Here is a 14,439-nt window from a genome sequence, read left to right as displayed (position 1 = left end):
CACATACACTGCCGGCAGTCCGGCAGCTTTCCGCTAGCGCATCAGCCGCTCGCGTGGCAGGCGCAGAGAGCGACTCCAGGGCGCCGCCGCCACGCCGACGCGGCAGAAGAAGAAGAACGGCTCGTCCGGCCCGCACTGTGCCAGGCGCTCAAAGACATGCGACAGGCGTTGCGCATCTTCGAACAGTGCCGGAGCGGACGAGAAGCGGCGATTGTCGCGCGCGTACCAGCGAAAGATCACCGGTGTTAGTTCGGGCTGAAGGTGTAGTCCTTCCTTGGTGACCGTTAGCCAGAGCCGCTGCAGGGATATTCCCAGACGTACCCAGTCTTCCAGTTCGGTGGGTGCGCGGGCGGGGCGCAGTAGCAGATGTGCGGCACAAAAAACGGCTGGCAGGAAATCGAGCTGGACGCGCGGGGCGACGGTGCCGAGAAGGTAGCGATTGAAAAAGCGCACGCGCTCCCAGCTCTGCATGACCCATTCCATCAAGCGCGCGGTCAGCGGATCGACGCCGACCGCCTGCTCTGGGATGCGATCTTCACTGAAACGAGCCCGCCACTCGATGACCTTTCTGTGCACGGCAAATGCCTCCGGGCAGGTCAGGCGGATTCTGGCGTTGTGCCAAAGCAGCGACGCCACTTCCAGGCGCTCGGAAAAAGATTCGAAAAACTGGACCTCCAGTTCGTCACCGGCCGATGCTTGAATGGCGGCGCGCTGCGTCGGTGTTAGCGCAGTGGTCCGCATCGGCCGTCGTTGTACGACGCGTTTTTCAATGTACGGGAAGAGTGGGTCGGTCGACATATCCGACTGTGCCGAGAAATGAACGTCGTAGACCGGGCTGCGCGCTTCGCTATCGGCTTCGACTGTCCAGTGCGTTGCCAGACCGAAACTCGAGGCCACGACACGCAGCGTCTCGAGCAGTGCGCCGTGCGCAATGTGGCTGGCGCGGCCCTCGTAGTCATAGAGAACTTCGTCGCGCGTGTCGTGGCCGTGCACGCGCAGATGTTGCTCACCGACGATGCTGAAGCGCCATGGTTGGGTGTTGTCGCCGCTCGGCGCCCAGCGGGCGAGGTCGATCACTTGCAGCAGGATGTCACGATTCATGGCGCGCTCCGCTTGCTTGCACGCTGCACCATCGCCTTGAGCTGCACTTTGAGCAGCATGATCATCAGGCGCTGCAGCGGGTTTCGGTAGCCCCAGGGGCGCCAAGTGCGCACCAGACGCATGCGATACGCATCGAATTGGGTCGCCCACGGAGCCAGTCGCACGCCACCACGACCGAGCAGCAGCTTCAGGACCTCAACCGCGGCGACTCCCGCGCAGAGCTGACAGGCGGCAATGCTTGAGGGGCCCCGGTGTTCGGCCAGGTTCACCCGCGTTTCGTCTACGATGTAGCCGCGCTGCAGCATCGCTGGCGACAGGCCGACCAGGAAGCGGATCGACATCTCCAGCTCGTCGCTATCGTCCCATCCGAAGTAGTCCTCGAAGGACATCCCACCAGGCGCAAAGCTCACTACTGCGGTCCCCAGGCCGAGAGGGGCTGCGGTGACCACCGGAATGCCTTTCCTTTCGCACGCGGCAAACGTCATCCGACGTGCGGCGAAAGCAAAAAAAATCGAGGCCGTCGACGTAAACATCTACACCATCCAGGAAGTCGTCGAGTGACTCTGTATTGATTCCCGCCGGACAGCAGCGGAGCTCTGCGTCCGCATTGATATCGCGAAGCTCAGCGGCCATCACGTCTATCTTGGGGCGTTTCAGGGTACTCATTCGGGCGCCGACCTGGCGATTGAAATTCGCCATCTCGAAAACATCGAAGTCGGCAATCGTGAAGCGGCCGATGCCGAGGCGCGCCAGCGTCAGCAGGTGAACGCCGCCAACGCCGCCAAGCCCACCAATCGCCACTCTGCAGTTGCGCAGTTTCTCCTGTTCGGCTTCGGTAACCCAGCCGATATTTCTCGAAAAGGCGTCATGATAGTCAAACATGTCCATGTTCTCCTTTCGTCGCTTCAGTGAGATGTTGGACCCAAACGCTTACTCTAATGGCCGCCCGTCCGCTACTGGGCTGCGAGCTCAAGCCGGTAGCGCTGCCAGTTGGCGACATAGTGGTCGGCACTATGCGCGAGGCGCTCGACCTCGGCGTCACTGAGTTGTCGGATCACCTTGCCCGGTGAGCCAATGATCAGCGAGTAGTCGGGAAAGACCTTGCCTTCGGGAATCAGGGTGTTGGCCCCGACGATGCAGCCCTTGCCGATCACCGCATGGTTGAGCAGCACCGAACCGATGCCGATCAGTGAGCCGTCGCCGATCCTGCAGCCGTGCAGCATGACCAGGTGGCCGACGGTAACGTTGCGGCCAACGATGAGTGGCACACCTTCGTCGGTGTGCAGCACCGAGTTGTCTTGAATGTTGCTGTTTTCGCCGATGCTGATCGGGTCGTTGTCGCCGCGTAGTGTGGCGTTCCACCAGATCGAGGCATTCTTTGCCAAGCGGACGTCACCGATGACGATCGCCGTGGGGGCGACCCAGCTCTGCGGGTCGAGTTGCGGGCGGCGGGCGCCGATTGCGTAAATGGGCATGGCAGGGGTCTCGCGGTCGTTGCGGACTGCAGATTGTAGCCTGTAAGGAGTTGCCAGGACTATTGATGGCGAAGTGCTTCGATCGGGTCGAGCGCGGCGGCCCGACGCGCCGGGTAGAAGCCGAAGAAAATGCCGATCCCCGCCGCAACGCCGAAAGCGATCAGCACCGAGCCACCGGAGATGACGATCACCATATCGGAGATGGCGTTGATCAGCAGCGCGCCGCCGATTCCGAGCAGCAGGCCGATCAGGCAGCCAGCGATGGAGATCATCAGTGCTTCGAGCAGGAATTGGCTGCGGATGTCCTTCTGGCGGGCGCCGATGGCCATGCGAATGCCGATTTCGCGCGTTCGCTCGGTCACCGAAACGAGCATGATATTCATGATCCCGATGCCGCCGACGAGCAGTGATACCGAAGCGATGGCGCCGAGCAGCAGCGACATCACGCGCGTCGTCTCGGCAGCGGAGTCGGCGGCAGCGGTCAGATTGCGAACGTAGAAGTCGTTGTCCTGTCCGTCGCGCAGGCGGTGGCGCTGGCGAAGCAGGGCAATCATGCTGGTTTCCACGCCTGACATGGCTTCGGCGGACACGGCCTGGACCAGCATCACGCGCACCGATCCGGGAAAGGGCGTGCCGAAAACCTTGCGCTGGGCGGTGCTCAGCGGCACGATGACCGTGTCGTCCTGATCGCGTCCGTCGAGGTTCTGGCCCTTCTTGGCGAGAACGCCGATGACCAGGAAGGGGCTCTGCTGAATACGGATGGTCTTGCCGACGGGGTCGTCGCTGCCAAAAAGGTTGGCGGCGGTGGTCTGGCCGATCAGCGCGACGCGGGTCGCCGAGCGCAGGTCGGAGTCACCGAAAAGATAACCGTTGGTCACCGCCCACGCACGTGCGTCAAAATACGCGGGTGTCGTGCCGACCACCGTCGCACTCCAGTTGTTCGCGCCATGCACCAGTTGTTGTCGCCCCTGGTGGACCGGTGCCACGTGGCTGACGCCGTCGAGTTGGGCTATCGCCTCGGCGTCGGCAACGTTCAGCGATGGGCCGCCGCCACCGCCGCTGCGTAGACCGCCGGAGCTGGTCGATCCCGAGATCACGATGTACAGATTGCTGCCCATGGTGCTGATGGTCTGTGCCACGGCGTACTGCGCACCCTGGCCGATGGCCATCATCAGGACCACCGAGCCGACGCCAATGACCATGCCGAGCATGGTCAAGGCGGTGCGCATGCGGTTGGCACCCATCGCCTGCCAGGCTTCACCGAGCATGGCTTTCAGCATTCGCCGAGCGCTCTTGCCGGGCTGGCGACATCGCTGACGATGAGCCCGTCGAGGAAACGCACCTGCCGCCGTGCATAGGCGGCGATGTCGGCCTCGTGGGTGACCAGGACGATAGTGATCCCGGCGCGGTTGAGCTCCGAAAACAGGTCCATGATTTCCTCGCTGGTATGGCTGTCGAGGTTGCCGGTTGGTTCGTCCGCGAGAATCAGTGCCGGCGAATTGACCACCGCGCGGGCGATTGCCACGCGCTGCTGCTGGCCGCCGGAGATGCGACTGGGCAGCGAGTCGAAGTAGCCGGCGAGCCCGACGCGGTCGAGTGCCTGCTGCGCTCGCAGGCGTCGCTGCGCGCGCTCGACGCCTGCGTAGACCAGCGGCAGGGCGACGTTGTCGGTCAGCGTCATCCGCTGCAGCAAATTGAAACCCTGGAAGACGAAGCCGATGCTGCGGTTGCGCAGCGCTGCCAGTTCGTCGTGGCCGAGATGGGCGACATTGCGGCCGAGTAGAAAATAATCGCCGCTGGTCGGTGTGTCGAGGCAGCCGAGCACGTTCATGAGGGTCGACTTGCCGGATCCGGACTGACCCATGATGGCCACGAACTCGCCGGCTTCGATGCTCAGATCGATGCCCCCGAGCGCCGCGAAGGGTCCGGCAGCCGTGGCGTAGGACTTGCCGAGTGCGGCGACCCGAATCAGTGGCGGCGGCATCAGAACAAGCGCAGGCCGACGCTGCTCGGCTTGCCGCCCGAATTGAGCGCGTTCTCGCCGATGACCACCCGCTCGTCGACCTTCAGCTCGCCAGCGAGGACTTCACTGTTGCGGTTGTCGGTAATGCCGAGTTGCAGACGTACGGCTTTCAGCTGGCCTCGATCGACGATGTGTACGGTGCCGCTGCTGCCGCCGCGGTTGGCTTCGCGCGTGCGGCCCTTGCCGGTGCCCTTGCTGGCCTCTGCGGGGCGCTCCGCGGACTCCGCAGACTCCGCCGATTCCGCGGGGAGCGACTTGTTGGCGTCCTCCGGAGGCTTGAAGCGCAGCGCCGCGTTGGGGACCAGGAGAGCGTCGTCGCGCTGGGCGACGGCGATGCTGACGTAGGCGGTCATTCCGGGCAGAAGAATGTGTTCGGGGTTGGAGAGCGAAACGCGGACGTTGTAGGTGACGACGTTCTGCTGCGTGGTCGGATTGAGGCGAATCTGCTGCACGCGGCCCTCGAAACTACGCTCCGGGAAGGCATCGACGGTAAAGCGCACGGCTTGTCCTTCACGGATCTTGCCGATGTCGGCTTCCGCGAAGCTCGAATCGATGCGCATTTCGGACAGATCCTGGGCAATCTTGATCAGCGTCGGTGTCTGCAGACTGGCGGCGACCGTCTGGCCCAGGTCGATGACGCGGTCGACGACGACGCCTGAGACCGGCGAGCGAATCGTGGTGTAGCGGAGATTGACCTGATCCTTGTCGGCCGCTGCCCTGGCCTGCGCCAACTGCGCCTCGGACGAGCGGCGCGTCTGGATCGACTGCTCGAATTCCTGGCGGGAAACGTACTCCTGCGCGAACAGGGCGCGCATGCGTGCTTCGTTGGCGCGTGCCAGATCGAGTGCTGCCGAGACGTTACGCACGTTGGCCGCCGATTGCCGAGCCTGGGCGGCGAGCAAGGAGTCGTCTAGTTCGAGCAAGGCCTGTCCCTTTTCGACCTTGTCGTTGAAATCGACATATAGCCGGGTCACCGTTCCCGAGACCTGCGTGCCGACGTTCACCAGCACTACCGGGTTGAGAGTGCCGTTGGCCGATACGGTCTGGGTGATCTCGCCACGCTCGATGGGCTGCAGCTTGTAGCGCTGCTCCGGCGACAGGGTGGCGTTCTTGTGCTGCCAGTACATGCCGCCAGTGGCGAGGGTGACGGCGAATAGGCCAAGAAGCGATTTTGTGAGTGAGATTTTCATGGTTTACGGGCATTTGGTTCTGCGCTGACCGAGAGCAGCAGGCTGCTGTCGAGGGCGCCGATCGATCTGGCCAGTGCGGCGCGCGAGACCTGCCAGTCGAGCATCGCCTGGATGCGCTGCAGGCGCGCCGCGGCGAGTGCGCTCTGCGCGTTGAGGACGTCGAGGATATTGCCGACGCCGGCTTTGTAGCGCCCCAGGGCAACGCGTTCGGACTGCTCGGCACTGCTCAGCAGGTCGGCGCTGCTGCGGATGGTCTGGGTGGCGGTGCTCAGGCTCTGATAGTTTTCCCAAACCTCCAGCGCCACCTGCTGGCGAGTGTTTTCGAGGCGCGCAGCCTGAACTTCGCTGCGCGCCTCTGCGGCGCGTATCTGGTAGGTGGTGTTGAAGCCGGAAAAAATCGGTAGTTGGACGCTCAGGCCGATCGAATTGCCCTGGCCCGAAAGACCGTCGAGGTGTTCCCATTGCGGGCCGCCACTCAGTGAGATCGTCGGCCGACCGGCGGCGCGCGCGTAGTCGATGCCCGCTTCAGCCGCTTTCAGTTCCGCTGCGGCGGCCTGCATCTCGGGTCGTCGTCGGCGCGCTTCGCTAATCAGCGCCGCGACGTCGCGGTCGAAACCGCTGTCGGGCAGGGTCTTTGGGATGTCGTCGAGACGCAGCGGATGGTTGGCGTCCAGGCCCATCACCTTGGCCAGTCTGCCGAGCGCATTGCGTAGCACGCCCTCGCTCCTGATTCGGTTGAGCGTCGCTTGCGACCAGGCGGTCTGTGCCTGCAGGCGGTCGGCCGGCGTGCCGCTGCCAACGCGGTAGCGCACTTCGGCGGCGGTCAGGCTTTCGCGACTGGCTTTTTCCGACTCCAGCGCAGCCGTGACTGCAGCCCGCGCCGCCTGGGTGTTGAAATAGGACTGCAGGGCGCTGAGAAAAACACTCTGCACGGTGGCGTCGAGCGTTGCCGACGCGGCGCTGAGCAGCTGCCGGGCGACTTCGAGATTGGCCGAGCGGGCACCGAAATCGACCAGCAGCCAGGACAGGGTCAGCGACGCATTGCGTGGGGTGGCGCTGCGCGACTTGCCGTGCAGGCGATTGACCGCCAGTTGGCCGTCGATCGCCGGCAGGAACTGGGCCTGCGCGACGCCGACCTCAGCCGCTTGTAGGCGAGCGATGGCCCATATTTCGCGCGTCGTCGGGTTCTTGCACAGCGCCAGGTCGACGACTTCGAGGACGCCGTAAGGGGGTGTCGCTGGGCAGCGCCTGGCATGGCAGATAGGCCTTCTCTGTGGCAGTGAGATCGAGGGCCGGGCGAGGTGGGGTGATGGCCCTGGTGGCAAAGGGATCACTCGCTTCCAGGGCCGAAAGCGGCTTGGGAAGCGCAGCGAGCAGGAGTGACGAGGGGGGGCGAGGAAGCGAGCCGCGGGCGGTGGCAGCGAAGCCGGTCGGGATGTGGTGATGGCCATTTTTCGCTAGTATAGCCAAGCTCGTCGCGATCGCAGTGGAGCGATGCGCTCGGCGTCGCTTTTCCGATGGGTAAATGTGGCAGCCGCGCAGGCGGTGACCCGGCGCTGCCGCGACTTACGATAATGAGGCCATTGGTGATGACATTAAAGTGCTCAGGTTTCGGCGCCCGGCGCCGCCGGGCCGCCATCTCCGGCGGCAGCATGTCTGTCGCTGGCCGCGGCCGCGGCAGCCGCTGATGCCCTGGGTGGAGGTACTCAGCCTGCTGGCGATGCTTGCCGGCTGTGCCTTGTGGTTCGACAGCTTCCAGTCGCGTGAGGCTGGCATGCGAGCCGTTCGCGCGGCCTGTGCTGCCGAGGATCTGCTGCTTCTCGACGACACCGTTGCACTCGCTTCCTTGCGCCCGGGACGCGATGATGAGGGTCGCTTGCGACTGCGTCGCGTCTATCGTTTCGAGTTCAGCGATACCGGTAACAATCGTCGCAATGGTCAGGTAACGCTGCTCGGCAGCGAGCTGGTGGCGCTGCACTTGCCGCACTCGGAGCGGTCGCGTCTGCGCTTGGTAGGCACGGCAGACGACGAGCAGAATCGACCGTTTCCCCGCCTGCCGTCTTGAACTACCTGGCACACGCGCTGCTGGCCGGGCCCGACGACGACTACCGGTTCGGTGGCTTGCTCGGCGATTTCGTCAAGGGGCCGCTGTCGCCAGCGCCGCCACAGTTCAGCGCGGCCGTCGTGCAAGGTCTGCTATTGCACCGGCGGACCGACAGTTTCGCGGATGCGCACCGGGCTTTTGCGCGCAGCCGGCAACGGGTCAGCGTCGAGCGTCGTCGCTACAGCGGCATCGTCGTCGATATGTTTTACGATCATTTCCTGGCTGCGCACTGGGCGCGTTTTTCGACGCAGCCGCTGGAATCCTTTTCTGCCGCCGTCTATGCGCTGCTCTCCCGGCGACGGCTCCCCGATCGTCTGGCCGGGATTCTGCCCAGAATGCGCCAGGAGGATTGGCTGGCCAGTTATCGTGAGCCGGCGGCGGTGGGCCGGGCGCTCGACCAGATCGCCGTGCACCGGCTCAAACGCAGCAACACGCTGAGCGGCGCGGGTGGCGAGCTTATGCAGCGCTACGCCCAGTTTGAAAGCGACTTCCTCGAGTTCTTTCCGGCAGCCGTGGCCTTCGCCGAGCACTTCCGCAGACAGCGCGCGTAGACAAACGCTAAAACGCTCAAACACCGCCGAGCTATCCGGTCAGCGGCCCGCCTTTGCCGGCGATCAGCTTTAGCGCGAGGCGCGTCGGCGCTCGTTGTCGGTCAGCAGGCGCTTGCGGATGCGAATGTTCTTGGGGGTGATTTCGACCAGTTCGTCGTCGGCGATGAACTCGACGGCCGACTCCAGGCTCAGCGCCACCGGTGGCACCAGGCGCACCGCTTCGTCGGTGCCCGAGGCGCGGACGTTGGTCAATTGCTTGCCCTTGATTGGATTGACCACCAGGTCGTTTTCGCGGCTGTGGATACCGATCACCATGCCCTCATAGAGCTTGTCGCCAGGGCTGCTGAACATCCGCCCGCGATCCTGTAGCTTCCACAGCGAGTAGGCGACGGCTTCACCACGCTCGGCCGAGATCAGGACGCCGTTGCGGCGGCCCGGAATGTCGCCCTTGACCGGTGCGTACTCGTCGAAAACGTGGCTGATCAGCCCGGTGCCACGCGTCAGGTTGAGGAACTCGCCCTGGAAACCGATCAGGCCGCGCGCCGGGATGCGATATTCGAGACGGACGCGGCCGCGTCCGTCCGAAGACATGTCCTGCAGATCGCCGCGCCGATAGCCGAGCGCTTCCATGACCCCGCCCTGATGCGCCTCCTCGACGTCGAGAGTGAGCATTTCATAGGCTCGCACGCCTCGCCGTCGATCTCCTTGACGATCACCCGCGGCGCCCGACGGCCAGTTCGTAACCCTCTCGGCGCATGGTCTCGAGCAGGATCGTCAGATGCAATTCGCCGCGACCGGAAACCAGAAAGCTGTCCGTGTCGGTCGTCTCCTCGACCCGCAGCGCCATATTGGTGAGCAGCTCTTTGCGCAGGCGCTCGCCGATTTGCCGGCTGGTGACGAACTTGCCTTCAGTACCTGCGTAGGGCGAGTTGTTGACCATGAAAGTCATGTTCAGTGTCGGCTCGTCGATGCGCAGCATCGGCAGTGCTTCGGGTTGCTCGGTGGAGGTGATGGTGCAACCGATCGAGAGGTCATCCATGCCGGTTACCAGCACGATGTCGCCGGCAACAGCCTCGTCCATCGGTACTCGCTCCAGGCCCTGGAAACCGAACACATGATTGACTTTCGCCGTCTTTGGTGCGCCGTGCTCGAAATTTCCGTCGGCATCTGCCTGGCCGTACATGATGGTGACTTGCTGGGCCGGCTTCAGGCGGCCACGCTGCAGGCGGCCAATGCCAATGCGCCCAACGTAACTTGAGTAATCGAGCGCTGAAATCTGCAGTTGCAAGGGCCCATCGATCTCGTCGGCGTGCGGTGGCGGAACGTGCTTGAGAATGGTCTCGAACATCGGCCGCATGTCCGGCGAGGGTTGTGCCAGATCCAGCGTCGCATAGCCGTTGATCGCGGAAGCATAGATCACCGGAAAGTCGAGCTGCTCGTCGCTGGCGCCGAGTTTGTCGAAGAGGTCAAAAGTGTGATCGACCACCCAGTCCGGCCGCGCGCCGTCGCGGTCGATCTTGTTGACCACCACGATTGGTTTCAGACCGAGGGCGAGCGCTTTCTTGGTCACAAAGCGCGTTTGTGGCATCGGACCCTCGACGGCGTCGACCAGCAGCAGGACACCATCGACCATCGACAGCACCCGTTCGACTTCACCACCGAAGTCGGCGTGTCCCGGCGTATCGACGATGTTGATGTGCACGTCGCCGTAGTCCACCGCCAGGTTCTTGGCCAGAATGGTGATCCCCCGTTCCTTCTCGAGATCGTTCGAGTCCATCATCCGCTCGGTGATGTGCTGGTGCGCGGAGAAGGAGCCCGCCTGAACCAGCAGCTTGTCGACCAGCGTGGTCTTGCCGTGGTCGACGTGGGCAATGATGGCAATGTTACGGATGGCACGGGACATAAGGGGTCAAGCCTCTCAACAGGGGCGGTTATTCTATCACAGGCGGGCAAACCGTGCTGCGCTGCAAAATACCGCTCGCCTAGGTGGCCTGGTTGCGCATGAAGTCGGCCGTTTTGAAGAAGGAAAGCAGCAGCTTCTGGCGAAGTGCTTCCTCGATTCCCACCGCTTCCATGGCCAGCAGCATGCACGCCACCCACTGATCACGCTCGGCCTCGCCGATCGCAAAAGGCAGGTGACGTCGGCGCAACATCGGCTGGCCAATGTTCTGCACGTAGAGGTCGGGTCCGCCCAGCCAGCCGGAAAGAAACATGAACAACTTGTCACGCGAGGACTGCAGGTTGGCAGGGTGCAGCGCGCGAATCGTTGCGAACTGGGGGACCGTTGCCATCAGTTCGTAGAAGCGTTCGCAGAGGCTGGCAACGGTGGCTTCGCCGCCGATAAGGAGGTAGGGCGTCTGTTCCTGCATGGTGCTCACTCAAGGTCGATGATGTGCTGCAACGCGGGTGTGCTGGTCGCTGTGCCGAATATTGCGAGTGGTCCGCGCTTGGCTGCCTTCGGTCGGTCGCCCGCGGCTCGCTGAATTGTGTTTGTTGCAACGCAACAAAAAGGCTTGACAATCACTGCCCGAAGGCTAGAATGGGTCATCCGCTGCAGTGCAGCAAACAGCTTCAGGCGGCAGCCGCCTGGGCGGTGTTTTGGTTTCGCAATTTCAAGGAGAGTACCGTGTACAACGTAGCTGAGCAATTCACCAGCAAGAGCCAGGTCGGCCTGGAAGCGTGGAAGTCGGTGGTCAATGCGTCGCTCGACGGAATGGGCAAACTGGCTGCGCTGAATCTTCATACGGCACGTGCCGTCGCCAAACAGGGGGCCGAGAATTTCAAGGCCTTGTCCGAAGTTCGCGATATGGACGGCCTCAAGGCGCTGCAACAACCCATGGCGGTTGCTGCCGTCTCGCAGTCGGTCGCCTTTTCGCGTCGTGCTTACCATATTTCCAACGAGACTTCGTCAGCCGTCGTCCAGGTCTTGGGTGGCCAGTTGTCGCAGGCCGGCAGGGGTGCAGTCGGATTCCTTCAGGAAGCCAAGAAGAACACCCCTCCGGGTGTGGACTTTGCGGTGTCGTCGGGCAAAGCTATGCTGTCGACGGTCAACTCGATGCTTGCCAACCTGGCCCAGATCGCCAAGCCGGCGACCGAAGTCAGTGCCGAACCGGCAGTGAAAATGATTGCCAAGACTGCCTGACCAGACCGACCAGTCGCCACTGCTTTCTGGCGGCTGTCTTCGTTCAAGCCCGGTGTTACAGCACTGGGCTTTTTTGCGCTTGGCACAGTGGGCGTTTCCGCGTTGCTTTTATGCCTGCGCATAGCTGCGGTGATTCGCCCTGCGCAGGCGTCAGAACCGGCTTGTGCCCGGGCGCGATTTGCCAGAATGGCATCTGCGGCGCACACTGACACATTTTGCCGACTGGCAAAGGCATTTATTGGGAGTTCAGATGACCGATTCGATCCTTGCTTTCCTCAGAGCCAACGGCGAGCAGCTCGATGTCGACATGGCAGCGTCGCTCGATATTCCGATCGCCGAACTACGCGACGAGGTCGCGCGGCTCGCTTCATCGGGGGACCTGATCTGTTGCCGGGTGACCCGTTTCATCGACGGCCGGAAGATTGAGGGTACCAGCTGCCGGCTGTCGTGCGATCCGCCGACGCCGGCGCGTGGGCGCAAGCCGGGTGTAAAAAAGGCCGACGACAATAGCGAGACCAATAATTACTGAGTTCGCTGCTCTGCGCGCCAAGGGACGGCGTTGCTCGAAAAGACCCGCGTGGGGGCGACCCCGGCCCCGCCGGCACAGGCCTACCTGAGCAGATTCAGGTTGAAGTGGGATTTGGCGAACTCCTGGAATTTCTCGACCCCCTTCAGCGCCAGTTGCAGGCGGCCGAGCTCCATCATGTTGAGACGTTTGAGGGGAATGTAGTTGTCCGGTTTGCGCCCTTCACGTACTGCTTCGACCTGACCGCGCAGCCGCATCAGAACCAGAAAGTCGAAGGTTTCGGCAATGTTTTCGGCCATCGTCGGATTGAGCACCTTCTCCTTGACCAGCGCTTCAAGGCGCTGGTGCGTGCTCCCTTCGAGCTTGCCGGCGAGAATGGCCAGCGCTTTCACGCCCTCGGAAATGGCAAAGATGCCGGCTTTCTTGATCTCCAGCATTCCGGAATGCTCGCCGCCGCTTTCGCCCTTGATTTTTCCAAACCAACCCAGCGGGGGGGCAAAACGCAAGGTGCTCTCGACCATTCGCATCAGGAACAATTTGTCGCGCTGCACATGCTCGTAGAGTTGCGCCTTGAGTTCCTGTTCAAACGAACGATCGCCGTAGATCGTGCGGATGTCGACAAAGGTGCCGCAACTGAGAACGTGTTTCGGCGTCGGCGTGCGTAGCCAGCGGTCGAGTTGCTCCTTCCACTTGCCGATGCTGCGCCGCCACTCCTTGTTCTTGGCCATGATTCCGCCCGGGCAGGGCGGGATGCCAATGGCGATCAGCGACGCGACCAGCTCTTCGGAGAAGGCCTCGATGCGGGCGATTTCTTCGGGCCCCAGTTCGTCGCCGTAGACGATGGCATTGTCCTGGTCGGTGAGCAGCGTCTGCTCGCCGCGTCCCTCGCTACCAAGGACCACAAAGGCAAAGCGCGCAGGCAAGTCGGAAAAATGATCGGCGCGCATCAGCGCGATCAGCCGCAAGAGGATCTGGTCGTTGAGGTGGGCGATCAGTCGCACCATGTCGCGAGTGCTGGTGCCGCTACCACTGAGGTGCAGGACCAGGCTCTGGATCCTGCCGTACACCACCTTCACTTCCTCAATGTCCTGGGCCACTTCGATGTCCAGAACCAGTTGATGCGGCGAGTGCGATTGCAGGCGAATGATGTCGCTGTCGGTGATGATTCCGGAGAGTCGGCCCTTGCCATCGACCACTGCCAGGCGATGAATCTTTTGGCGTGACATGCGATACAGGGCTTCGTAGAGCAGGTCATCCTCGCCGATCACTGCCAGCGGGCTGTTCATGATCGCGCTGACGGTGAGCGTCAACGGGTCAACACCCGAGGCGACCACCTTGTTGCGCAGGTCGCGGTCGGTGAAGATGCCGCTCGGTCGTTTCTGATCGCAGACCACGACGCTGGAGATATTCTTCTCGCGCATGATGCCAACCACGTCCACCAGTGCGTCATCCGGTTTGCAGGTGACGACCGTGCGCTGGCAGAAATCCTTCACCGGGCGAAAAAACTGACCTTCCTCAGCCATCGTGTGCTGTTCCTTGTTGTTGGCTTGTTGTTTGCCCCGGCGGTGTGTGAGGTGCGAGAGGGAAGCCAACACCGGACGGGAAAGTACGAGGCGCGATTCTAGCACTGGTGACGGGTGGGAGTTTGTTGCCCGCCTGGCGGAGTCCCCGTTGCCCGCCCTGGCCAGTCCTATCACAGCACGCCCCGCCAGGTGTGGGTCAAAGCGCTGACCTCGGATACTTGCGCCTCGCCGGGCTGCAAGCAGGGTCAGGAACTCAAGTCCGAGGTGGCAAGCTCTACTCCTGGTCATACGCGGACGTTCGCCTCCTTGTGTCGGGAACGCTTTTTCCGACCATCGAGCCTGAAGGTTTCGCCGCTCTTCCAGCGCCAGACGTACGGCGAGCCCGGCGAGAACACAGCCCATAAGCCAGCGCTGCGCGACCAGCCAGAGAGGAGTGCGGGTAAACCACGACGCCATCCAGGCGACGAACGCGGCGCCAATTTGTGGGCGTCCCCAGAGCGCAGGAAACGGCCCGGTGAGCCAAGGCCGTGCTCCCCCTCGCGGGCTGATCGTCGCACACACTTAACTCCGTGGCAGCGGAGCCGTAGCGTATGGTCATGCGGAATTGCGGGCAGGAGTTCTCCCTCGACATCCTGGAGCGAATGCCAGAGCGAGAGTGAATCCGGGAGGTGGTTGTGTCGGTGCCGGACATATCCCCCCGCGCGTTGTCGCGTCGGGTGTGCGCGTGGCTCGATTGGCGGAGCGCGACCGGTGCAAGGAGCTGCCCATCGAGCCGAGCATGAAGTGGCTGAGCAGCTTCGCCCG

At 63.0% G+C, this 14,439-nt stretch carries 12 protein-coding genes and 2 pseudogenes; 4 read left to right on the top strand and 10 right to left on the bottom strand.

All coding sequences use genetic code 11. The features are described 5' to 3' along the window. Window positions 1–33 precede the first annotated feature (33 nt). The 7 genes and pseudogenes from E4Q23_RS05550 to E4Q23_RS05520 all read right to left on the bottom strand — a co-directional run bounded on the left by E4Q23_RS05550 (window position 34) and on the right by E4Q23_RS05520 (window position 7,123). A complete protein-coding gene (locus E4Q23_RS05550) occupies window positions 34–1,101 on the bottom strand; it encodes a nitroreductase family protein (RefSeq protein WP_169065705.1) in 1,068 nt (355 codons plus the stop codon). Next, window positions 1,098–1,989 (bottom strand): annotated as a pseudogene (locus tag E4Q23_RS05545) (ThiF family adenylyltransferase). The gene E4Q23_RS05550 and the pseudogene E4Q23_RS05545 overlap by 4 nt, the downstream one beginning before the upstream one ends. Window positions 1,990–2,054: 65 nt before the next feature. Continuing rightward, window positions 2,055–2,576: a gamma carbonic anhydrase family protein gene (locus E4Q23_RS05540; RefSeq protein ID WP_169065704.1), complete on the bottom strand. Its 522-nt coding sequence runs from the start codon at window positions 2,574–2,576 to the stop codon at window positions 2,055–2,057. Window positions 2,577–2,635: 59 nt separating this feature from the next. Next, window positions 2,636–3,856 (bottom strand): ABC transporter permease, encoded by a 1,221-nt coding sequence (locus E4Q23_RS05535; protein WP_169065703.1) that lies wholly within the window; start codon window positions 3,854–3,856, stop codon window positions 2,636–2,638. Then, window positions 3,850–4,560 carry an ABC transporter ATP-binding protein gene (locus E4Q23_RS05530; protein ID WP_169065702.1) on the bottom strand — a complete coding sequence of 237 codons (711 nt, stop codon included), beginning with the start codon at window positions 4,558–4,560 and terminating at the stop codon, window positions 3,850–3,852. Before E4Q23_RS05530 ends, E4Q23_RS05535 begins: the two co-directional genes overlap by 7 nt. Next, window positions 4,560–5,789 (bottom strand): efflux RND transporter periplasmic adaptor subunit, encoded by a 1,230-nt coding sequence (locus tag E4Q23_RS05525; protein WP_169065701.1) that lies wholly within the window; start codon window positions 5,787–5,789, stop codon window positions 4,560–4,562. Before E4Q23_RS05525 ends, E4Q23_RS05530 begins: the two co-directional genes overlap by 1 nt. Continuing rightward, window positions 5,786–7,123, bottom strand: coding sequence for a TolC family protein (locus E4Q23_RS05520; RefSeq protein ID WP_169065700.1), 1,338 nt, complete (start codon window positions 7,121–7,123; stop codon window positions 5,786–5,788). Before E4Q23_RS05520 ends, E4Q23_RS05525 begins: the two co-directional genes overlap by 4 nt. 353 nt (window positions 7,124–7,476) lie before the next feature. On the opposite strand from E4Q23_RS05520, the gene E4Q23_RS05515 reads away from it, so the two are divergent. Beyond that, window positions 7,477–7,854, top strand: coding sequence for a DUF3301 domain-containing protein (locus E4Q23_RS05515; RefSeq protein WP_169065699.1), 378 nt, complete (start codon window positions 7,477–7,479; stop codon window positions 7,852–7,854). Then, window positions 7,851–8,444 carry an ACP phosphodiesterase gene (locus tag E4Q23_RS05510; RefSeq protein ID WP_169065698.1) on the top strand — a complete coding sequence of 198 codons (594 nt, stop codon included), beginning with the start codon at window positions 7,851–7,853 and terminating at the stop codon, window positions 8,442–8,444. The genes E4Q23_RS05515 and E4Q23_RS05510 overlap by 4 nt, the downstream gene beginning before the upstream one ends. 69 nt (window positions 8,445–8,513) lie before the next feature. Here the strand turns inward: E4Q23_RS05510 and typA are convergent. Both typA and E4Q23_RS05500 read right to left on the bottom strand, forming a co-directional pair. Continuing rightward, window positions 8,514–10,347, bottom strand: a pseudogene (gene typA / locus E4Q23_RS05505) (translational GTPase TypA). 79 nt (window positions 10,348–10,426) lie between these two features. Beyond that, window positions 10,427–10,813 (bottom strand): group II truncated hemoglobin, encoded by a 387-nt coding sequence (locus tag E4Q23_RS05500; protein WP_169065736.1) that lies wholly within the window; start codon window positions 10,811–10,813, stop codon window positions 10,427–10,429. A gap of 257 nt (window positions 10,814–11,070) precedes the next feature. Between E4Q23_RS05500 and E4Q23_RS05495 the strand changes: the two genes are divergently transcribed. Both E4Q23_RS05495 and E4Q23_RS05490 read left to right on the top strand, forming a co-directional pair. After that, window positions 11,071–11,586, top strand: coding sequence for a phasin family protein (locus tag E4Q23_RS05495; RefSeq protein WP_169065697.1), 516 nt, complete (start codon window positions 11,071–11,073; stop codon window positions 11,584–11,586). Window positions 11,587–11,836: 250 nt separating this feature from the next. Next, a complete protein-coding gene (locus E4Q23_RS05490; protein ID WP_169065696.1) occupies window positions 11,837–12,115 on the top strand; it encodes an ArsR family transcriptional regulator in 279 nt (92 codons plus the stop codon). 80 nt (window positions 12,116–12,195) lie between these two features. Here E4Q23_RS05490 and E4Q23_RS05485 read toward each other — a convergent pair whose 3' ends face one another. Next, on the bottom strand, window positions 12,196–13,635 hold the full coding sequence (locus E4Q23_RS05485; RefSeq protein ID WP_169065735.1) for a DUF294 nucleotidyltransferase-like domain-containing protein: 1,440 nt from the start codon (window positions 13,633–13,635) through the stop codon (window positions 12,196–12,198). Between the last annotated feature and the right edge of the window lie 804 nt (window positions 13,636–14,439).

Source organism: Candidatus Accumulibacter phosphatis (assembly GCF_012939955.1).
GTDB lineage: Bacteria > Pseudomonadota > Gammaproteobacteria > Burkholderiales > Rhodocyclaceae > Accumulibacter > Accumulibacter delftensis.
This window is presented reverse-complemented; position numbering and strand designations above follow the sequence as displayed.